This window comes from Bacillus sp. FJAT-45350 (assembly GCF_002335805.1).
Classification (GTDB): domain Bacteria; phylum Bacillota; class Bacilli; order Bacillales; family NISU01; genus FJAT-45350.
Window position 1 is genome coordinate 821,154 of record NZ_NISU01000001.1, and the last position, 22,058, is coordinate 843,211.

The window sequence follows — 22,058 nt, forward strand, 5'->3', positions numbered from 1 at the left end:
AGTAAGGATGTGTTACTAATCAAAGATATAAATAATGCTCAACCAATTATTAAAATAAATCAGAAACTAATCTCGTCACTTTTTAAGCTATTCTTTGGTCTTTATATCTTTGTCTTATTATATGTGACCTTGTTAGCTTGGAATTACGGGGCTTCTTTAGGTCCTGAGGGGCCAGGTGGTAGAAACTATAATTTAACACCATTTAGAAGCATTTATCGAATATCAGTATATAGTAAAGATATTATGGATCCAATACGGATTTTACTAGGTAATATCGTCCTGTTTATCCCTTTTGGACTATTACTTCCTTTAGCGTTTAAGAAATTTGCCAAGTCATTTTTTATTATTATTTTTATGGGAATGTCAGTTTCGATTTTTATAGAAATATGTCAGTTTGTTTTTACGTATCGTGTATCTAATATTGATGATGTTATTTTGAATACGGTAGGAACAATGATTGGTGTAATTGTATTTAAAATAGTTCGAATTGTGAAAAGAAGAGTTATTTTCATGCATTCATAGAAAAATAGGTGAGGCCCACTGAAAAAGTAAACTTTCCCAGTGGGCCTTATATTTAATAAGGTGTTTTGATTTTTACTTTTGATAAGACCCTTTTTCTCCATAATTTATAACTGATATAAACGATTGCTAAGAATGTGCCGTAGAAAAGGATAATATATATTAGCTCTTTAGGGTTTGTGGCAATCGTACTTCCAACAGTTGCGAATAATATCATAGATGGTACTTTACCTAAAGAAGAAGCTATTGAATATGGAATAAAATGTACTCTGCTAAGGGCGGAATATACATTAACAAGAATTGATGGAATTACTGGAATTAGTCTTGTTGTAAAAATGGTAAGAAACGCATTTTTCTCAAATAGTATAGTAATTTTATTAAGGCCTTTATTTGAACTTAGAACTTTCATACCCCAATCTTGGTAGCCAAACCGTACAAACATGAACATTAGGATTGATGCAAGTGCTGAACCAATCCACGTGACGACAGCTCCAAGAACAGGACCATAAGCTGCACCGATAATACCACCGATAACGGGATAAGGTATGATTGGGAATAATGCTAAAAGTGTTGCTACAATTGAGGTAATTACAACTGAATCCTTTCCTGAATGTCTCATCCAAGAAAGAATAGACTCCCCATAAAAGTAGATAAGAATTGCTACTACTAGATACATAACCGCAATGCCTAATTTTTTCTTCATCTTTCTCTCCTATGCTGTAATGTACTTTATTGCTATAGTTTATCATGGCATTTAATTTAGCAACAGTGATTGATTGAAAAGAAATTGGAGTTTACTAGTTGCATTTTCATAACATTGTAATATATTATATACCATATAAGAAAACTTGGAATTAAGGTTGGTGTTTATATTGAAAAAGATCTTGTTTGCTTTACTATTATTTTTATTAATTTTTCCACACTTTGTATTAGGACATTCATATGTTGAGCGTTCGTTCCCGAGTGATGGTGAACTAATAACTGAACCTTTAAAAGAGATTGAACTGTATTTTGATGGTGGAATAGAAGAACACTCCCATATAACACTACTAAACGAGGATGGTAGTGAAATAGAGATTATAGACCAGATAGTGACTTCTCCTACCTTAACGGCACTAATAGCAACACCGCTAGAGAACGGTGCATATGTGATTGAATGGAATGCATTAGGAAGCGATGGGCATGCGACAGAAGGCAGCATTCTATTTTCTGTTAGTATCGAAGACGAAACTCAAGGAATTGAGGAACCTGCCACTGATGAAATACAGCAGACGGACGATGAGGTTCTTGTAGATGAGGAGATAGAATCTACTGAAGAAATTAATTCAAATGTAGATACTGATTCCACTAATACATTTACTATAGCTATCATTGGACTAATAGTTATTGGCCTTGTATTTCTTTTTGTACTAAGAAGGAAGAAATAAAAAATGGCTATTGTTAGCAATGTTCTATTATACGTAGCCTTCGCATTTCTTACTGGCTATGCACTATTGCAACTTGTTCCAACAAACGTTCGACCAGAGCTTACCTTCAAAAAGAAGTATGTCTATTATTTACTACTAATCATAATTGTTGCTGGCTTTTTACCTATTTTATCTATAAGTCAATTTATTTCTGTTCAATATGAAGCCTCTTTTATTAAGACTTTAGGAAATGTCATGTCTTCTTATAATATGGGGACGTCATGGTTGTTGATGGTGTTGCTAACAGCTTTTATAGCATTACTAGTAAAAATAGATATAGCTTATAGCCGATATATAGTATTTGTTATAGTGTTAGGTCTACATTTTGCTGCTGGTTGGGCGAGTCATGCAGTGTCATTACAGTCAATTCAAGGTTTGCTGGCAAATAGTCTTCATTTTATTGCTGTTACCGCATGGATAGGGACTGTACTTGTGATAGGTTTCTTCTCGAAGGAATTTTCCAACTGGAGAGGTTTTGTGAGATGGTTTTCACCGTTAGCCATTTTTGCAGTTGGTTTATTGTTTCTCTCAGGATTTTTATTAATGGGAATGATTGTTCCTGAATATGTGAATTCATGGGCGTTAACTTACGGACAATTATTACTTTTAAAGCATTTACTCATAATTCCAATCCTTGTATTTGGTTTCAGCCATGGATTTTTATTACGAAGAAAAATTGCAAAAGCAGAGTCCTTTTCGATTCGGTCTTTTAGGTTAGAGGGATTGATTGCAATTGTAATTTTTGTTGTAACAGCGATTATGACAGAAACAACTCCACCACACGAGGTAGCTCGAACACTTCAATTTGTTGAGCCGTCAGCATTATTTTTAAACTTTTATCATGGTCAAATTATTCCATTTCCTGGGCTTGGGATTGTTATAGGGCTACCATCAATATTATTCTTTATCTTTTCAATAGCACTAGTTACTATGTTGCTCATTTTCGTATTCAAACAGAAGCGATTATTTGTTGCTAGTATTGTTGCTGTAGCCTTTATTCTATCTACGTATATTGCCCTTATGGTAAGTGTTGTTCAAAATGACTCAAACGTAGATATGACATTATATTCAACTGTTGAAGAGGCAGTTGAGGCTGGTGTTGTTGAAGGCGAAAACCCTACTGTTTTACAAACAGTTACTCACCTTAATCAATATAAAGTAGTACTATATCATGTAAATAACGAACGATTAGTAACGGAGCTTCTTCATATAGAAGAAAACGGAGACGGTTATTACCGCTTACCGGAATCAATGTTAACAGTTGGGGGCGTACCAATCTCACAAGCTGAGCATAAAATCCGAACATTTTTAATTCGTGATGGCTATTGGTTGGATGATGACTATACCTATGCTTATGTCACGATAGGTTTTATTAATGAACCAGAACATGTATCTAATGTGCAAATTCATTACGAAGGACAGCTTGTTGAAACAGATATGGTTAACCAAAGCTTTATTAATATATCAAGTTCTAATGAGCAATGGGATGAAATGCACCCTATTGAATTCTTTAATGAACAAGGAGAAGACATTGGTGGCTACATGAGAGGCTTTATGGAAGAAGGAGCTTATTGTCATTAAAAATTGAGGGTAACTGAAAGGAGATAGGACTTTCGGTTACTTTTTTTTGCTCTGTATTAATTGTTAAAAATCTACCATTTAGGTGTTTTCTTTATTTCGTTTCTCAAAAAAATGGTACAATACTGTTGAATTGAAATCAGATAAGAATGAAGGGAACTATTCATGGATACGAAGAAATTATGGGTCATCTATCTAATGCTAGGTTTTGCAACTTCCATATGGGGAAGTGCATTTATTGCAGGGAAATTTGCTGTTGAAAGCTTTGAGCCTGCAACAGTAGCTTTTTTACGTTTCTTTGGAGCAGTAATACTCTTATTTCCTATTATGTGGGTCATGGATAAAGAGAAAATCAAGCCATCAATGAAGGATTGGGGTATGTTTGCATTGCTCGGCTTAACAGGAATCGCTATTTATAATATTTGTTTCTTTCTTGCCAGCAAGCATGCGCCAGTAATAAAAAGTTCGTTGTTTATTGCTACAAATCCCGTATTGATTGTTCTGTTTTCAGCTATGTTTTTAAAGGAAAGAATTACAAGAAATCATATAATTGGAATGATTGTAGCATTATTTGGGGTGGCTTTTATTATTACAGATGGACAGCTACTGTCAATTTTTGAAATTGGTTTTCAAGGAATTGATGTAATATTGCTTATGGCTGTTATTACTTGGGCTTTATATAGTGTTCTTGGTAAGGTAGTTTTAAAGAAATATAGTGCGATTGTTTCCACTACTTATGCAGTCGCATTTGGTACTGTTTTCTTGCTTCCTTTTGCTCTAGTGGAAACTTCTTGGAGTGATGTGCAATCAGCAAGTCTTGAAGCGTGGATTTCTATTGCGCATATGAGCATCTTTGTCACAGTTATTAGCTTTATTATCTATTATCATGGGATAAAGCAGGTTGGCGCAGCTAAGGCTTCTATTTTTATTAATGTCATGCCTGTATCTGCTGTGATTATGGCAACGATATTTTTAGGAGAGACGTTTACTATTGCACATGGAATTGGAGCAATTTTAGTATTAACTGGCGTTTATACAGGAATGTATGTAAAGAAAAGTAAAATTAACAAGATACATGAAAATAAATCTGCTTAATTGTGTAAGGTGTGGATCATGAATCATGAATAGAGATAAACAAATGAATATAGATACGATAAAAAATAAGATTATGAGCGAAGAGTGCCTAATAAGTGAAGCGGAATTAAAGCGTATGTTGCACTATCTAGAAGGTGAGGAACCACAGTCTGAAGGAAATAATTCCCTTTCTGATGTGACTTCTTCTGTCATGGGATTATTAGCAGAAGCAAGGCTTAAACGAGTTGGGTACGACCCCATTGGCAGCGAATTAATTGAAAAAGCTCTTACGATAGATCCTCGAAATTTAAAAGCAAATTTATACCTGATAAAGCAATCACTTGAGTATTTAAAAGCACACGTCTTAGATGAACCGTTTCCTCATTTGCGTGAAACGGACCATAGCGCAGCGAAGAGAACGGTAGCTGTCTCGTATTATGAATTAGGGCAGTTATTCTTTTCAAAACTTAGTGTTTTCAAAACTCATTTATCTAAAATTAAGCAAGCAGCGAAAACTAGTGATAATCAAAGTGAGCTTGAAAAGGCGCAACGGTTAGAAAGTGTACTAGAAGACATGGTTGATCCTCTTGAAGAAATTATTCGCTTAACAGAGGAGGCTGCTAGTAAAAAATCTGGAGTTTTTTATGCAGCAGGTCAAGTAAATCAAATACGTGCGAAACTTTCCGAGGTAAAGGAATTAAAAGATAAGTGGGACACGATTATTGAAGAGCATTCGGATAGCTCCGATTCGAGTAAGACAATGGAAGAATTAAATAAAATGATAGGTCTGATTCCTGTAAAAGAACGAGTTAAACGGTTGTATCGGTTTCTGCAATATCAAAAGCTCCGAGAAGAAAAGGGTTTTCATAGTGAGGATGAACAAAGTCTTCATATGATTATCACTGGGAACCCAGGAACAGGGAAAACGATGCTAGCAAGATTACTTGCTACTATTTATTACGAATTAGGAATTCTGCCGAGAAGAGAGGTTATCGAGGTAAATCGTTCACAGCTTGTTGGAGGTTTTATGGGTCAAACGGAAGAGAATACATTATCTATCATTAAAAATGCTGTCGGTGGCGTTTTATTTATTGATGAAGCATATAGCCTTAAACGTGATGGAGCTGCAGGCAATGATTATGGACAAACAGCAATTGATACGATTGTAGCTGCGATGACGAGTGGTGAATATGCAGGTAAGTTTGCGGTTGTGTTAGCGGGGTACCCAGAAGAGATGAGGCAATTTCTCTGGGCAAATCCCGGCTTACGAAGTCGTTTTCCGGATCATAATCATATTGAAATCCCTGACTATTCGATGGATGAATTAATTCAAATAGCTGAAAAAGTCGCATTAGATAATGATTATATTTTCTCAAGTGAAGCAATTGTTGAATTAAAAAAAAGAATTGAGAAAGAACAGGTTGATGAGTTATTTGGAAATGCAAGAACAGTGAAGAATATCGTTATGGATATCATTTTTAAAAAGGGTTCACATCACCCTTTAATATCAGAGCCTTCTATTGATGATTTAACTATTCTAGATAAAGTTCATGTTGTGGATGAAGGGATTAATCATATTGAATTTAACCCGTTGGAAGAATTAGAGAATTTAATTGGACTAACAGAAGTGAAACGGGAAGTAAAGTCATTAGCTGACTTTGTTCAAGTTCAGCAGTTAAGACGAGAGAATGACTTACCTGTTGCCCCTATACAGCTTCATTCAATTTTTACCGGTAATCCAGGGACAGGAAAAACAACGGTAGCAAAGTTGTATTCACAAGTACTTAAGGAAATCGGCTTATTGAAAAAAGGCCATCTTCTTGTCGTAGGACGATCAGATATAGTTGCGGGCTACGTTGGACAAACAGCTATAAAAACGAAAAAGAAAATAAGAGAAGCATTAGGTGGCGTTTTGTTTATTGATGAGGCGTACTCATTAGCAAGTGGTGGTAGTAATGACTTTGGGCATGAAGCAATTGATACAATTGTAGAAGAAATGACTAAGCATAATGAAAATCTTGTTGTTATTTTAGCGGGCTATCCATTGGAAATAGAACGGTTATTATTAAAGAACCCAGGACTTCGTTCAAGGTTTAAGAAGGATTTTGCGTTTCATGACTATACAGGTGAGGAATTACTTGAAATCATGAAAGGCTATGCAAAGAAACTAGGATATTCCATTGAGCAAGAAGCGTTTGAAAAGCTTGAGATCACATTGGCTCAAATAGACCTAAGTGGAAATGGACGGTTTGCAGTTGATTACGTAGATAGAAGTATTCAAGCACAGGCTAGAAGGATTGTTGCTGAAAATAGAGAATTAGATCAGGATGACCTAATTACTTTAACAGTGAAAGATTTTGAAATTGATTGAATTATGGGAGTTGGAAACAGATGAAAAAGGCAGTAGTAGATGTAGAAGTACGGTATGCTGAAACAGACCAAATGGGGGTTGTTCATCATTCGAGCTATGTCATATGGTGTGAGCTTGGACGTACAAGACTAATTAAGGAACTAGGGTTTAGTTATGCCCAGATGGAGAAGGAAGGGATTCTGTCTCCTGTATTGGAAATTAATTTACAATATAAGAAACCGACAGTATATGGTGAAACGGTTAAAGTTCATACGTGGATAGAATCGTATGATGGACTTAGAGTGATATATGGTTATGACATTGTTAATGAGGAAGGAAAGACATGTGTTACTGGTACTAGTACTCATGTATGTGTAAATAAAGAAAATTTTAAACCAATCTCAATTAGAAGACAATTACCTGAATGGCATGAAGTGTACGAAAAAGAGAAAAAGCAACTATAAAATATAAAGCAGTAGGTAATAAATTAATAAATAAGCCTAAGTTTTACAGACATATTCCCTATATATTATAAGCAAACTATTGCTTGTAAATATAAAGGAGGAATGAAAGAATGGCGAAACCTGATAACCGAAAAAATAATGTTGAGCGATTAAAACAAATGCGTGAGAACACGATTGAGAACATCGAAGCAGCAGAAGAAACAATGTCTCATGATATGTCGGATAAAGATAAACGAGATATCCAAGAAAAAAACGAACGTAGAAAAGATAGTATCCAAGCTTTTGAAGCTGAAATTAAAGATGAACAAGCTGACCGCGAGCGCGGAGAATATTAATACACAAAAGGACAAGGTTGTTCCCTTGTCCTTTTGTGTATTAATGATTAATGGTTAATAAAGAGCAATTAATATCATCATTACCCATTATCCATTAACAATTAACCATTAAAAAAACCTCTTCGTCAAAACAAGTGTGCCTTAGACAAAATTTGTTGGAGGAAAAAGAAAGTTTGTGAGGAATTCATTCAATAGAGCTGACAAATGATTAATAATAATGTATAAGTGAGGAGAATGATGCATGTTGATAGAAAAAATGAAGCAATCTTCTTCTAATAAAGAGGTAACTCATCGACGTTTAGGACTAATTGTGAAGCAAATGAAATCAGATGACCCAATGGTTCGTGACTATGCTTTAACTTCACTTGATGAAATGGTTGATGAAGAATTAAAAGGACAATTATCGAAGGACAATCAAATTGAAAAAAATGAGTTAGACTTTCAAGAACCTGAGTTAGTTACATCTCGTAAAGATTCAGATGTCCTTTTTAAAATTCGACTATTACAACGTGAGAAGGAAAAGGAACAGAAGAGGAAGAAGCCATTTCTTATCAATTGGGAGAGCTTTAACTTTGTTAAGGCATTCAAGGAAATGAGTAAAAATCGGAGGGAACAACTTTGATACAGCAAGAAGTTATTGAAGCATTACAGGTTAAACCTATTATCAACCCAAAGGACGAAATTCGTAGTAGGATTGAGTTTTTAAAGAAGTATTTAGTACATACTGGTGCAAAGGGCTATGTGTTAGGAATATCAGGTGGACAAGATTCTACACTAACTGGAAAGCTAACACAAATGGCGATAAATGAATTAAATGAAGAGTGTGGAGGAAAGAGCTATACGTTTTATGCTGTTCGTCTCCCCTATGGTGAACAGAAAGATGAGGTGGATGCACAGGATGCTATAAAGTTTATTAAAGCTGATAATACAGTAACAATCAATATTAAAGAAGCTGTAGACGCCTCTTATCAATCATTTTTACATGCTACAGGAGAAACCCTGTCTGATTTTAATAAAGGAAATACAAAAGCGAGAGAACGAATGAAGGCACAATATGATGTAGGTGCCCATTATCAGTGTTTAGTTGTAGGAACAGACCACGGGGCAGAAGCGATTACTGGCTTTTTCACAAAGCATGGTGACGGAGCGTGTGATGTTGCCCCAATTTACGGATTAAATAAACGACAGGGGAAAGCACTTCTCCAAGAGCTTGGCTGTCCAGAGCATTTATATTTAAAGGTGCCAACAGCTGACTTGGAAGATGATAAGCCTGGTCTTCCTGATGAGGTATCATTAGGGATAACGTATGATGAATTAGACGATTACTTAGAAGGTAAAAAGGTATCTAACGACATCCAAGAAAAAATTGAAAAACGATATCGTCAAACTGAACATAAGCGTCACTTACCAGTTACTGTTTATGATAAATGGTGGACATGTTAAAATATCGTTAACACAACCAAGGGTGAAAAATACTTTTGGTTGTTTTTGTATATTAATCAACTTTCTCTCATATTGTAGCTATGGAGTAAATATCGGGTGAGGGTGAAACGAAATGAATTGGAAGATTGGATTGTTAACTGGGTTGAATGCAATCTTGTTTATGCTGATTGGATATTGGTTGGGCAATAGTTATCCTTTAGGTGGTGAAGCTACATCTAATGAGGTTCATTCCAGTGGTAGTAAGAATACTCAATATGAAATTGGGGATGAAGTTGAAATTAATGGCTTATCGATTATGGTCCACGGTGTAAAGTATGAGGAACAGGAACAAGATGGTAACCAATTTGTTATTGTCGATGTAACTGTTGCTAATAATAAGCAACACATATATGAATTTACCCCTTATAAAATGGTTTTAATGGATCCAGATGGATACGGATATGATTATGATTCTAGAATTGAAACGAAAGGTATTCTTGGTGGCCAAATTGGTCCAGGAAGAAAAGTAAGAGGTGAATTAGGATTCTATGTCCCTACTTTTTCAGAATATGAATTTATTTATACTGATCATTTAAGAACGGGGCAAGTGGTCTGGAACTTGAAAGAGAATAAGAAAAGGTGGTAAATTGAGAGTACTAAAGTTGAAGTAGGAGTTGAGCTCTCATGGAACCTAAAAATAATAACGCAGATCTACATATGCATTCGACAGCATCAGATGGTGGCTATACTCCAAGTGAATTAATGAAAAAGTGTGCGGAAGTTGGTTTGGAGATTGTCGCTTTAACTGATCACGATACAATGGAAGGCATCGCTGAAGCTGTTGAAACAGGAAAGCAGCTTGGTTTAACTGTTATCCCTGGGATTGAATTTTCTACTAAATATGCTGGAAAGAGTGTTCATGTTCTTGGATATGGGTTAGAGCAAGGTAATGAGGAGTTACAGAAGCTACTAACAGAACAGCAAAACATGAGAAGAGAACGGTTAGATACAATTATTAAAAAGTTACATCTCGTTGGAATTAAAATCAATCCAGAGGATGTACTGGAATTTGTCGATGGTGGTAGTATAGGTAGACCACATGTTGCCAAGGCATTAGTAAAGCATGGCTATGTTAAAGATGTAGCGGAAGCCTTCGAAAAGTATCTTGCTGAAGGGAAGCCTTGCTACGTTGGGAAAGAAAAAGAGATGACTCCTGAGGAAGCAATTGGTTGGATACACGAATGTAAAGGAGTCGCTATTCTTGCTCACCCTGTGTATTATAACTTAGATGAAGCAATTGAAATTTGGGTTAAGGAATATCACCTTGATGGTGTAGAGGTTTTTCATAGAGACCATACAGACGAAGATAGGATTAAATATAATACAATTATAAATAATCTTGAGAACTCATCACAAATAAAACTATTAAAGACAGGGGGATCTGACTTCCATCATGAAGATTATGGAAGAGTAAAGGAACCGCTTGGAATTACAAGAGTGAGCAATAGGTTAGCGGAGGAATTGATAGAAGCAATAAAAGTAAGACGATAAGGAGTATAAGGATGTACAAAGAAGGCACTGAAAAAGTAGCAATTAGATGAATCAAGAAGCGGTAATGGCTTCCCGCATTACATTAAGGGGACTGAAAAAGTGTGGTTTTCACTTTTTCAGTCCCCTCTTGTCGAAACGGTAGAATTTTATCGTTTGGGACACCCCTAAAGTTATATCTGAATGTTACACGGTCTGAAAGTGCTTAGAATGAACTGGTTCATTTTAAATATTATACTACTTTAGTCATTTAGGTACCACGTTTATTATGAATTTCTTTGTTTTTAATATAAAACTTTTCTCATTTTATGATAAGATAGTAATGTGTACATAGTAGTGTAATAGATGTAAAGTGGAAGTGGTGAGAGAGTTTGAGAGTGATAGAAATATCGGAATATGATTTAGAAACAATGGAATTAGCAAAACCTGTTTACGATGCGAAAGGTAGAGTGTTACTCGGGGCAGGTAATCAAATTCATCCTAAATACTTGGAAAGATTAAAGGATTTAGGGATTACATACTTAATTGTTGATGATGCGGTATCAAAAGGAATTACATTAGATGAAATGATGGACATGCCTAAGTGGATTGACGTTATTAAAGAGCTAGAAACTGTTTTTGAAGCAGTAAAGCAGAAGCAAACATTCCTTGTACGTACGATTCAGCAAATTGCCATTAAATTAATTGAAGAAGTTAAGAAACGGAAGGCTATTTTACTCGTCCCTTCAACATCAGTATCAGATGATATGCAAGTGTATGCTCATAGCGTAAACATCACATTAATCGCGATACAAATTGGGAGATTTATGCAATATAATGAGATGCAGATACGGGATTTAGCTGTTGGCTGCTTGCTGCATGATATTGGTAAGGCCATAACAAATGACCGAACGGAGCATCCTGAAAAGGGCTTTGAGATTATTCGAAATGTCCGTGAAATCAGTTTATTATCGGCACATATTGCATATCAACATCATGAAAAACTATCAGGCGAAGGATTTCCGAGAAAAATAACTGGTGGCGATTTCTTAGAGTGTGCTCAAATCTGTGGAATTGCTAATCTTTATGAAACGATGATTTCTAATGAAGGTAAGACAGCGTATCAAGCTATGGAGGATATAATGGTCTTAACTGATAAAGATTATTCGCATAGTGTAATTAACGCTTTATTTAAGTCGGTACCATCATTCTTACCTGGCACAAAGGTAAGATTAAGTACAAAACAGGAAGCGATTGTGACTTGTATTGATACACATATCCATAGACCGACAGTTAGAATCAATGAGACAGAAGAAGAAATACGATTGGATTCCAATCCGACAATTTTGATCGAAGAAGAATTAGTTGGGACATTGTAATAAATAATCTAAAGGTGTACATATCGGGCAATAGCCCTGATATGTACACCTTTAATGTTTCAGCACACTACACGTAAGCCTGGTATTGTTATAATGATACACAATAGTGACTTCGTACGTTGCTTATAGTTTCAAGTTACTCGAAACCATAACGCCTTCTAATGCTTGTGTAGCTAGATGGTCAGCTGCTTTGTTTTCTTTTCTCGAAACAGCCTCATATGTAGGAATGAGACCTAATTGTTTTACTTTCTCCTCAATACGGTCTAACCAACGATTAAGTTCCTCCTCATAGCAAGGCCATTCTCCGTTTAACTGATTAATCACAACGAGAGAGTCTCCTTTAAATGTAACTGGGATGTGATGTGCTCCTAGCTCCTCAAGACTGAGTAGGAGGTTCCAAAGTGCTGCATACTCTGCCTCGTTATTAGAATTCAATTGTTCTAAGCGTTGGTTCTTTCGAAGACGGAAGGATTCACCACTTTGGTCATAATGAATAATGAAGCCAACACCTGCTTCTTTATCGGTAACATTATATCCACCATCAAAACTAGCAACAATATTATGTGGCTCTGTTTCAATTGATTTAATGTATTTCTCAAGGTCCTTCTTTAACCACTCACTTCCTTGCTCATCAACGAAGACTAATTCCTTTACACGTCCTGTCTTTTCAATATCCTCTGCAAAAAATAGAATTTCTTGGATTTCTTGAAAGTCTGAAGTAAAAGCTAACGATCGCTTTCCTTTTGTTGTTTTATATTGCCATTCAATACGAACTTTCATAAGCCACCTCTTTCCTAAGAATTTGTTAAAAGAAAGACAGAAAGTGATCTTTTGAACAAATTTAATAAAATAGTATTAAATAATTGCGAATATTTAATTTTCATGATATTTTATTATATTAAATGGGTAAAGTTCTTTCGTGCTTGCATCATTACTTAAATCGTTTAGTGATAATTCTGCTAATAATCTTCATTGCTTGCTTGGCAATGATTACTTTAAGAGTTCGACGGACTATTGTACCAATCATTTTTAATCATCCTTTCTTTACTTGTCTTTATTTTATACGATTGTAGTAGTAACATTCAAACGAACAAAGCAATAGTAAGAATTTTGTGCTACTATGCTATATATAGAGATTGAAAGTAAGAAAGAGGGATTAGCATGGATACACTCATTGAGTTATTCACAAATCATTGGATTACAATCATTGTAGCGATTGTTGTTATTGTTATTCTTGTTAAGCTGTTGAAGCTTGCATTACGTCTCGTTATTTTAGCGGCAATTGTTATTGGATTAGTCGTCCTTTTTACAGATTTCACTTTACCTACATCGATGGAAGAGATTAAAGAGATGTCTACAGATGTAAAAGATCAAATTACAACAACTGCTCAACAAGAGACAGTGAAACTAATGGTGAATCAAATAGATGGTGCAGATTATCTTAAAGAAGACAATGGTGATTATACGATTACGTATCAGGGGATGGTTGCCAAAGGAAACGAAGCTAGTGAAGATGTGACTGTTTATATAAATGGGGAAGCTCATACAATGAGAAAATCAGAAGCGATTCAGTGGATACGTACCTATTTACAAGAGTAATTTAGAGGTTGTGATTGAATTACCTCTATAAAGAATATGGGAGTAAAGGAGTTTCAGAAATGCCAATTAAAGTACCAGATAACTTACCAGCACAGGAAATTTTATCGAGGGAAAATATCTTTGTAATGGATGATAGTAGAGCCTACTCACAGGATATTCGTCCTTTAAAGATTGTCATTTTAAACCTCATGCCATTAAAAGAAACGACAGAAACTCAATTACTTCGTATGCTTGGAAACTCACCACTACAGGTAGAGGTGTCACTTTTATATACTGACACTCATAAGTCAAAAAATACGTCGGAACAGCATCTTTCTTCTTTTTATAAGACGATTGATGAAATCAAATCAAAACGTTTTGATGGCATGATAATTACAGGTGCTCCAATCGAAAAGCTTCAATTTGAAGATGTCGATTATTGGGATGAACTTAAGATGATTATGGACTGGAGTAGTTCAAATGTTACATCTACTCTACATATATGCTGGGGTGCACAAGCAGGAATGTATCATCATTATGGAGTTCCTAAGTATGAATTAGAAAAGAAAAAGTTTGGAGTCTTCCAACATACAGTAAATAAATCGAATGTTAAGCTTTTAAGAGGTTTTGATGATGTATTCTTAGCGCCACATTCTCGTCATACCGATGTGAGAAGAGAAGATATTGAACAAATTCCTGACCTTGAAATACTAAGTGAATCAGAGGATGCTGGAGTGTATCTCGTTGCATCAAAAAATGGCCGTCAAATTTTTGTGACAGGTCATTCAGAATATGATTGCTGTACATTGCAGGAAGAATATGAACGTGATGTAAAACGAGGTGTGGACATTGATTTACCAGAGAACTACTTCCCTGACAACGACCCAACAAAACAACCTTTTTTACAATGGCGTGCCCATTCTAATCTGCTATTTTCAAATTGGTTAAACTATTATGTATATCAAGAAACTCCGTATGATTTAAATTTAGGAGCAGGAATCTAAAAAAGCTGTACTGAGAGGTTTGTCGACCTTTCAGTACAGCTTTTCTTATTTTAAGGAAACTTGAGAAGTCTAATTTGGTAAAGACGCTTTAGGCATTTTTCTTTATTAGCGTCAGGTTAGGGACTTTTTCAATGTGATAATCTTGTTCGATTAACCATTCTTCAAAATAATCAACGAATTGAGCTTCCCACTGAGTTCCCTTTCCGTCCTTAAGGATTTGTAAGGCTCTTATTGGGCTCATCCCTTTTCTATATGGTCTATCTGACGTCATTGCATCAAAGGCATCAGCAACAGCGATTAGACGTCCGATTAAAGGAATGTCGTCTCCAGATAATTTGTCAGGGTACCCTTTACCATCAATGCGTTCATGATGTGAACGAACCCCTGCCATAAATGGCTCCATCAGCTCTGAGGGCTGTATTTGTTTAAGTATCTCTTCACCTAATACAGGGTGACGTTTGATTTCTGCAAATTCCTGCTCTGTTAATTTACCATCTTTTAAAAGGACAGAGTCTGGTATTCCAATTTTACCTATATCATGTAGAAGAGCTGTTTTGCGAAGTAGCATTAACTCTGTTTGTGTTAATTTTGCACGTCTTCCAATTTCGACTGAATAGTTGGCCACTCTTATTGAGTGCCCAGCAGTATAATGGTCTCTAGCATCAAGCGCTGCAGACATCGTAGTGAAAAAACTTTCATGCATTTGAGCATTCATCGTTTCACGTTCTTTAAGCCCTCTAACCATATGATTAAACCCTGATATTAGTTCGGAAAATTCATCTGAGTATAAATCCGTTGCCTTTGTATCAAATTTCCCTTCCTCCACATCTTTCATTTTCGCTCGAAGATGTTGAATTGGTTTCATAACAATCGAAAACAGTAACCATGCTCCGTATAAAGATAAACAAATACCGAGTAATAAAATAATTCCTGACCACGTCCAATAATCATCGATTGATACTGTTGTATTAGAAGAAAGTCGGATTTGTGTTGCTAAGCTAAATAATAGTAAAGGAAGAGCTCCTATTAACAAGGCACTTAATTGAAATTTTGTTTTGATTGACACAAGGACAATACCCTCGATTGACAATTCTTCTTGATACAGTGTTTTTGCTTTCTTTCGTAATGTTTCTAAAACAGGTCCAATTACAAATGTCGTTTGGAAGTATTCAATCATTGCATGAATACCTGAGATTAGAATTGCACCAATTAAGCCATACAAAATAAACTCAAATGGAAGATAAAGGATATCGTATATTATTAAAATTGCAGTTATAAAAGTAGCAGGAAGTGCCATTCCCCATAGATGTGGTCCTAATATTCTTATTCCAGTTAACATAGGGAAGCGATGTGTTTGTAAATAGGCTAGTTTTAACTCCTTTATAGTAGGCTGGTCACTTGTTAGAGCCTTCATAATGGGTTTTATTTGCTGCTTGAACAGTAAGAATTCAGATATAAGCATGATTATGATTGAGACAGCAATTACTTGGGCGATTATGAATAGATCTCTACTTGACATTTCTAGCGTAGTAAAAAGAATTACACTACCTACACCCATACCAGATATGAGTGATCCAATTACATAATGACGAGCTAATGTTTTTATAAAACTTCTATAGGTAGTCATATCTTAGCCAACTTTCTTGCATATGTCATTTGTGCGATTGTCACGTTTTTGTTATTTTTGCATAAATTTAGATTAGGTTATAGTCTATTTTACTTGTTAAATGTAGTATCGCACAATAAAGATTATCAAAAATTTAATAAAATTCGCAGTTTCAAAGTCTTTAAAAGGAAAATTAGCACATTTTCTTGTAGGTACTTATCCTGTATCTATGATCCAAACGTTAAATTATAGAAGTATACAGGATAAAATATTCTTTACTGGAGGCTGTTATGAAAAGAGAGCGTCATATTTATATTAGTGGGCATACTCAAGTTGGCTTTTTCTCAGTTTTACCAGAGTTATCAAAAGAACTTGAAGTGCTCTACGTTATAAAAGGTTTATCAAAAAAGAAAACAGATAAGTTTTTAAAACGAATTGCTCTAGAATATTCAAGCTATGATCTGTCAATCGATTATTTTCATAGTCCGAGTCAAAATGAGTATATTGAAGGTATTAGGGTAAATGAACATAATATTGCTATGGTTGAGTATGAGTTGGCCAAAAAGTTAGAAAAGGAGCTTTTAGAACAACGAACAGTAATCGTAAATCTAGAGAAAGTGTTAGAACCAGCTGTACTGAAGGAAAACCAAAAAACTGTTGTATTACTACAAAAAGAACGTAATTTTCAAGTTGAATCAGCGTACAACCTATTTGCTGAAGCAAAAGGATTTCATCAAAAGAAAGAGGACATTTATCTACAATGGATGGACTTTAAAAAGGCAGATGCGGTTTGTGATAAATTAATAGAAACTCTCTTTTGTAATTCAAAGGAAAATGAAACCCAGGGTAATATGGAGGAGATTTTCTTTGGTGCAGCGACACCAAATGGTGCAGTCCACTTTATTGAAGAGCTAACAGCAGGCTTACAAAAACGTTATATTATTAAAGGTCGTTCCGGTAGTGGGAAATCTACACTTATGAGAAAAGTAGGGGACGTTGCTCAAAACAGAGGAATGGATATTACCTACTTCTTGTGTGGATTTGATCCAAGTAGTGTAGATATGCTAATAATTGAAGAGTTAGGAATTGCAATCATTGATGGTACATCTCCTCATGTGATTGATCCTACCCGTGAAACCGATGAGGTTATTGATATGTTTGAACATTGCATCGACCCTGCTGTTGAAGAAGATGAACAACGTTTAGCGGAAATTAGAGAGGTTGAAGAAGAGTATCGTTCGAGAATGAAGAAAGGTACAAAGCATTTACAAAAGGCTGATGAAATTCAAAAAGTAATTGATGAATACTATGATAATGCCGTTGATGAAAAACTATTAGCGAAAATGGAAAGAGAAGCATTAAAGAAAGTGATCATAACATTAGATTAGATGCTAGAAATAGGGGCTGTTTACCATGTTGGTTCTTTGAATGAGGGAACTAACATGATTGGGCAGCCTCATCATGTAAATAAAAAGGAACTTATAAGGTCATAGTATAATTAGTATGACTTTTCATAGGACACTATACTTATTTTAACAAAAAGTAAGCATCTTCATTTCCACTATTTAAATCATTTTGTTACGATAGATAGGAGGTGATTTTTATGAAGAAGATAGATGCTCGTTCTTTAACTAGAGCTGAAAATTATAAACTGTTAATAGGAAGTGTTGTACCAAGGCCAATTGCATTTGTTACATCCCAAAATAGGGACGGGATTATAAATGGTGCCCCATTCAGCTTTTTTAACATCGTCACAGCTGAACCGCCTTTGATTAGCATATCAGTCGGAAGAAAACCAACAGGTGAAAAGAAGGATACATCCGCAAATATTGATGAGCTAAAAGAATTTGTCGTACATATCGTAGATGAAACCAATGTAAATGGTATTAATCAATCGTCAGCCAATTACCCGTCAGGTAAAAGTGAAATAGAGGATATTGGATTTACCCAAATTCCGAGTGAGGTTGTTGGGGTACCTTCCATTAAGGAATCAAAGCTACGATTAGAATGCAAACTACATCAAACAATTCCGTTAGGTGGTACAGAAGATGATCCACGAACAGATTTAATTATTGGTGAGGTCGTTTATTATCATATTGCTGATGAATGTATTGTTAATGGTGAAATTGATACTGACTTATTAAATCCATTAAGTAGACTGGGGAAAACAGAATACGGAGGTATTGGTCGTACGTTTTCTTTGCCACGACCGAAGTATGAGGAGTAGGGTATTAAAGATATAGGTAACTAAAACGAGGGCACTGAAAAAGTCCAATATAGACGTTTCGAGAAGTGATAATGTCTCCGTACGTTGCGTGCTTGCTATGAAAAAAACACTCAAAGAGCGATTTTGAAAAGAGGCATTGCCATTGGCTTCGACTAGAACCGCAGGGGATTCCTGCGGTTTTTTAAGTTCTGTGGAAAAAATCTTTTAAGAAGGGAAATGGTTCAAACACTACACATCATAAAGTGACTTCGCAGATTGCTTAGTTAAAACGTCATTATCATATTATCTAGTTCATTTTTCAACTTGTCCGCATATACCTTAAGTATGAATTTGTGGAGAGAGGTTTGGATATGAGGAATGAGCAAACGATTAATAATCTGACATTATTTATTATTTTAGCTATGTTACTAGCGCTGCTATATTGGGTGAATGCATTTGCCGTTTCAATAGATATTACGACGTCTTCACTAGCTAGTTTTTTTACGATATTTTTGAGTTTGTTTCTTGAGGCAATACCATTTATTTTAGCGGGCGTAATTATTTCAGGTGTGATTCAAGTGTTTGTTACTGCTGAGCATATTCAGCGACTTATTCCGAAAAACAAGTTTATTGCAATTGTTTCAAGCTGTACACTAGGAGCGATTTTTCCTGCATGTGAGTGCGGGATTGTACCTATTATTCGTAGGTTACTCCTTAAGGGAGTTCCATTATATGCAGCTGTTGGCTTTATGTTAACAGGGCCATTAATTAACCCACTTGTCTTATTTTCAACTTATATGGCTTTTGGGCAGGAATGGCATATGGCGATTATGAGGGGACTTTTAGGATTTGTAGCAGCTATTATGATTAGTTTATTAGTTTGTCGATTGTTTCGTAAAAATGAATTAAAAATTAGTAGAGAGACATTTGTTCAGCAAGATACAGCACCAAGTAAAAATATTTCTCTTTATAACCGCCTATTTGCAATGACGCAACATTCAATTAATGAATTTTTTCAAATGAGTAAATTTTTTATAATAGGTGCCTTACTTGCTGCAGGTGTTCAAACATATCTTTCGAGTTCTTCATTCTTTTTATTTGGGGAGAGCTTTGTAGCGTTGACTGTTGTAATGATGGTAGTTGCCTATGTTCTTTCTCTTTGTTCAGAAGCAGATGCCTTTATTGCAGCTTCCTTTAAGCAGTTTGTACCAGGAAGCTCATTGCTCGCCTTTTTAATTTACGGTCCGATGCTTGATTTAAAAAACACGTTTATGCTTGGTGCAGTATTTAAGCTACGATTTGTGATTGTACTTATGTTCTTAATTACAATCGTTGTTTTTGGTATAGTTTTGGCATATGAACTTCTCTTTGTTGGAGGTGCGCTATGAAATTTCACTTAGACCGGTTCATACGTGCGCTTATACTTGCACTTCTATCTCTTGTTATTTTTTACTTGCATTACACTAATCAAATCGGACTTTTCCTTAATCCGGAGTATCTTTTATTTACGGAAATTGCCTCTGTATTGTTTTTATTTTTATTTTTTATTCAAGTGAGTACGATATGGACAAAAGAAGGAGCGGAGCATGATTGGGCATGTCAGCTCTTCGGTTGCAGTCATGAAACTAGTAAAGGAATAAGTTCATTTATAAACAATATCATCATGTATGGTACCCTTGCTCTGCCAGTCATAATTGGCTTATTTTTTGTACCTACTGTACTTGATAGCTCAATTGCTGAAAAACGTACGATTATTCCCAAGATGGAGGAGATTGAGAATGTATCGGCTACTCTTGATAGGGAAGAGCAAATTACAATTACAGATGATACGTTTGCTGAAATAACTGGAAATATTTTGCAAGACCCTGAAAGCTATAATGGCTACACTGTACAGTTAAGTGGAATGTTACATAAAGCACAAGGCTTAACAGACACTCAATATATTCTCTCGCGTTTTCAAGTAACCCATTGTGTAGCAGATGCAACAGTCATAAATTTAATTGTAGAGTTTGATGAACACCCTCATTTTCATGAACATGATTCATGGGTAAGGATTATTGGAGAGATTCGTGTAATAAAAACTGAAGAAAAGGTTATACCGATAATTCAAGTTCTTCAATGGGAAAAGATTGAGATGCCAGATAACCCCTATGTTTGTATATAAGTGCAAGAAATGACTATTACAAGCCACCAATATGCTATAATAGTGCATATGTGTTCCTCTTTTAGAGGGTGTTTTACAATTTGATTACACCCTTTTAGTTTAGGAGGTGGGATTGTGGATGCATTAGATGTATTAATAAATAAAGATAAAATAGTGCCATTCTTCCAACCAATTATAAGTGCTGAGAAGCAAACGGTTGTTGGATATGAAGTATTAGGAAGAATAGAGACGGATAAAGGATATGAAAGTCTAGGATGGTTTTTTAGAGACCAATCAATTCCTGACGAATACCGGATAGAGATTGATGATTATTTACAATCAGAGGCCTTAAAGAAATATGTAGACTATAATACTAGTTTATATTTATTTTTAAATTATGATATAAATTTGTTAGTAAAAGATAACGGAGAAACACTTCTTTCAAGGATTGAGGAATTTAGAGAGTTAGGGGTTTCTCTAAAGCGAATTGTAATTGAATTACGGGAGCAAGATTTCACTGGGAATTTTTCACTATTAAAGCATTTGCTCGTCTATTTACAAAGCTTAGGTATACAAATTGCAATGGATGATGTGGGCAACAATGTAAGTAATCTAGATACAATCGCTACATTGAAGCCTAACATTATTAAGGTTGATCTAGACTTCCTTGAAAAAGACGCTCTACCTGAATTGTATCGTGATGTACTTAGTTCCTTATCCCTTTTATCACGAAAGATTGGTGCAACGCTTCTTTTTGAAGGAATTGCTCAGTTTAACCAATTAAACTATGCTTGGAGAAATGGTGGTAGATATTATCAAGGCTTTTATCTAGGGCAACCAAAGTTAACATTTGTTGAGCCTGACTTTTGTAAAGTAACAATTAAGAAGCAGTTTCAGCACTTTATTAATTTTGAACGAAAAAAAATAGAAGCTCAGCTATCACTTGCAGATAATCTTGATCGTAGCTTGCGGGATACACTAAGAAAAGTGAAGTCAACAAATATGTATGATGAAGTGATTATGCAAGTAGCAGAGCATTTAAATGACATGGTGTTCCGTGTTTATATTTGCGATGAAGAAGGATTCCAGCAATCCTCAAATGCAATAAAAAATGAAAATGGTGATTGGGAGCTCCATCCTGAGGATCGACATAAGAACTGGAGTTGGCGGCCATATTTCCTTGAAACAATTGTACGAATGAGTTATGAACGAAAAGGAATTTTATCTGACCTATATACAGATATTGAAAAAGACGAAGTGATTCGAACCTATTCATATCCAATTGATGAGCAGTTGTATCTATTTATTGATATACCATATGATTATTTATTTGATAAAGATGGCTTATTATAAACTTTATATGGAATGAGGAAAAGCGTAAAGTGCATACGATTACTCGTAGCCTTT

Annotated in this window: 22 protein-coding genes; 19 read left to right on the forward strand and 3 right to left on the reverse strand. The window is 35.2% G+C overall.

Annotated features, from left to right (window positions below; genetic code table 11):
• Positions 1 to 9: 9 nt before the first annotated feature.
• On the forward strand, positions 10 to 522 hold the full coding sequence (locus CD003_RS04140) for a VanZ family protein (RefSeq protein WP_257008163.1): 513 nt from the start codon (positions 10 to 12) through the stop codon (positions 520 to 522).
• Between the two features lie 52 nt (positions 523 to 574).
• On the opposite strand, the gene CD003_RS04145 is transcribed toward CD003_RS04140, so the two are convergent.
• Positions 575 to 1,222 (reverse strand): TVP38/TMEM64 family protein, encoded by a 648-nt coding sequence (locus CD003_RS04145; protein WP_096199622.1) that lies wholly within the window; start codon positions 1,220 to 1,222, stop codon positions 575 to 577.
• Positions 1,223 to 1,391: 169 nt separating this feature from the next.
• Between CD003_RS04145 and CD003_RS04150 the strand changes: the two genes are divergently transcribed.
• The 11 genes from CD003_RS04150 to CD003_RS04200 all read left to right on the forward strand — a co-directional run bounded on the left by CD003_RS04150 (position 1,392) and on the right by CD003_RS04200 (position 12,114).
• Positions 1,392 to 1,946 (forward strand): copper resistance protein CopC, encoded by a 555-nt coding sequence (locus CD003_RS04150; protein ID WP_179295424.1) that lies wholly within the window; start codon positions 1,392 to 1,394, stop codon positions 1,944 to 1,946.
• Between the two features lie 3 nt (positions 1,947 to 1,949).
• Positions 1,950 to 3,566, forward strand: coding sequence for a copper resistance D family protein (locus tag CD003_RS04155; RefSeq protein WP_096199624.1), 1,617 nt, complete (start codon positions 1,950 to 1,952; stop codon positions 3,564 to 3,566).
• A 162-nt stretch (positions 3,567 to 3,728) separates the two neighbouring features.
• Positions 3,729 to 4,658 (forward strand): DMT family transporter, encoded by a 930-nt coding sequence (locus tag CD003_RS04160; protein ID WP_096199625.1) that lies wholly within the window; start codon positions 3,729 to 3,731, stop codon positions 4,656 to 4,658.
• A 25-nt stretch (positions 4,659 to 4,683) separates the two neighbouring features.
• Positions 4,684 to 7,008 carry an AAA family ATPase gene (locus CD003_RS04165; protein WP_096199626.1) on the forward strand — a complete coding sequence of 775 codons (2,325 nt, stop codon included), beginning with the start codon at positions 4,684 to 4,686 and terminating at the stop codon, positions 7,006 to 7,008.
• A 20-nt stretch (positions 7,009 to 7,028) separates the two neighbouring features.
• The gene (locus CD003_RS04170) at positions 7,029 to 7,451 is read left to right on the forward strand and encodes an acyl-CoA thioesterase (RefSeq protein ID WP_096199627.1); all 423 of its coding nucleotides are present in this window, start codon (positions 7,029 to 7,031) and stop codon (positions 7,449 to 7,451) included.
• A 110-nt stretch (positions 7,452 to 7,561) separates the two neighbouring features.
• Positions 7,562 to 7,786: a small acid-soluble spore protein Tlp gene (gene tlp / locus CD003_RS04175; RefSeq protein ID WP_096199628.1), complete on the forward strand. Its 225-nt coding sequence runs from the start codon at positions 7,562 to 7,564 to the stop codon at positions 7,784 to 7,786.
• Positions 7,787 to 8,027: 241 nt separating this feature from the next.
• Complete coding sequence (locus CD003_RS04180; protein WP_096199629.1) at positions 8,028 to 8,408, forward strand: hypothetical protein; 381 nt, start codon at positions 8,028 to 8,030, stop codon at positions 8,406 to 8,408.
• A complete protein-coding gene (nadE, locus tag CD003_RS04185; RefSeq protein ID WP_096202240.1) occupies positions 8,408 to 9,229 on the forward strand; it encodes an ammonia-dependent NAD(+) synthetase in 822 nt (273 codons plus the stop codon). The genes CD003_RS04180 and nadE overlap by 1 nt, the downstream gene beginning before the upstream one ends.
• 112 nt (positions 9,230 to 9,341) lie before the next feature.
• Positions 9,342 to 9,854 carry a DUF4352 domain-containing protein gene (locus CD003_RS04190; RefSeq protein WP_096199630.1) on the forward strand — a complete coding sequence of 171 codons (513 nt, stop codon included), beginning with the start codon at positions 9,342 to 9,344 and terminating at the stop codon, positions 9,852 to 9,854.
• Between the two features lie 38 nt (positions 9,855 to 9,892).
• Positions 9,893 to 10,759 carry a PHP domain-containing protein gene (locus CD003_RS04195; RefSeq protein ID WP_096199631.1) on the forward strand — a complete coding sequence of 289 codons (867 nt, stop codon included), beginning with the start codon at positions 9,893 to 9,895 and terminating at the stop codon, positions 10,757 to 10,759.
• Positions 10,760 to 11,133: 374 nt separating this feature from the next.
• Complete coding sequence (locus CD003_RS04200; protein ID WP_257008165.1) at positions 11,134 to 12,114, forward strand: HD-GYP domain-containing protein; 981 nt, start codon at positions 11,134 to 11,136, stop codon at positions 12,112 to 12,114.
• 123 nt (positions 12,115 to 12,237) lie between these two features.
• On the opposite strand, the gene CD003_RS04205 is transcribed toward CD003_RS04200, so the two are convergent.
• Positions 12,238 to 12,894, reverse strand: coding sequence for a ribonuclease H family protein (locus CD003_RS04205; RefSeq protein WP_096199633.1), 657 nt, complete (start codon positions 12,892 to 12,894; stop codon positions 12,238 to 12,240).
• A 381-nt stretch (positions 12,895 to 13,275) separates the two neighbouring features.
• On the opposite strand from CD003_RS04205, the gene CD003_RS04210 reads away from it, so the two are divergent.
• Together CD003_RS04210 and metA are read left to right on the forward strand one after the other, a co-directional pair.
• Positions 13,276 to 13,713 (forward strand): hypothetical protein, encoded by a 438-nt coding sequence (locus tag CD003_RS04210; protein WP_096199634.1) that lies wholly within the window; start codon positions 13,276 to 13,278, stop codon positions 13,711 to 13,713.
• Between the two features lie 59 nt (positions 13,714 to 13,772).
• Positions 13,773 to 14,696, forward strand: coding sequence for a homoserine O-acetyltransferase MetA (gene metA, locus CD003_RS04215; protein WP_096199635.1), 924 nt, complete (start codon positions 13,773 to 13,775; stop codon positions 14,694 to 14,696).
• Between the two features lie 88 nt (positions 14,697 to 14,784).
• On the opposite strand, the gene CD003_RS04220 is transcribed toward metA, so the two are convergent.
• On the reverse strand, positions 14,785 to 16,323 hold the full coding sequence (locus tag CD003_RS04220; RefSeq protein WP_096199636.1) for an HD domain-containing phosphohydrolase: 1,539 nt from the start codon (positions 16,321 to 16,323) through the stop codon (positions 14,785 to 14,787).
• A 269-nt stretch (positions 16,324 to 16,592) separates the two neighbouring features.
• Here CD003_RS04220 and CD003_RS04225 point away from each other — a divergent pair, with 269 nt between their 5' ends.
• The 5 genes from CD003_RS04225 to CD003_RS04245 all read left to right on the forward strand — a co-directional run bounded on the left by CD003_RS04225 (position 16,593) and on the right by CD003_RS04245 (position 22,004).
• A complete protein-coding gene (locus CD003_RS04225; RefSeq protein ID WP_096199637.1) occupies positions 16,593 to 17,690 on the forward strand; it encodes a hypothetical protein in 1,098 nt (365 codons plus the stop codon).
• 215 nt (positions 17,691 to 17,905) lie between these two features.
• Positions 17,906 to 18,529: a flavin reductase family protein gene (locus CD003_RS04230; protein WP_096199638.1), complete on the forward strand. Its 624-nt coding sequence runs from the start codon at positions 17,906 to 17,908 to the stop codon at positions 18,527 to 18,529.
• A 350-nt stretch (positions 18,530 to 18,879) separates the two neighbouring features.
• On the forward strand, positions 18,880 to 19,896 hold the full coding sequence (locus CD003_RS04235; protein ID WP_096199639.1) for a permease: 1,017 nt from the start codon (positions 18,880 to 18,882) through the stop codon (positions 19,894 to 19,896).
• A complete protein-coding gene (locus tag CD003_RS04240; RefSeq protein WP_096199640.1) occupies positions 19,893 to 20,672 on the forward strand; it encodes a TIGR03943 family putative permease subunit in 780 nt (259 codons plus the stop codon). Before CD003_RS04235 ends, CD003_RS04240 begins: the two co-directional genes overlap by 4 nt.
• A 114-nt stretch (positions 20,673 to 20,786) precedes the next feature.
• Positions 20,787 to 22,004, forward strand: a complete 1,218-nt coding sequence (locus tag CD003_RS04245) for an EAL domain-containing protein (protein ID WP_096199641.1) — start codon at positions 20,787 to 20,789, stop codon at positions 22,002 to 22,004.
• The last annotated feature ends 54 nt before the right edge of the window (positions 22,005 to 22,058 follow it).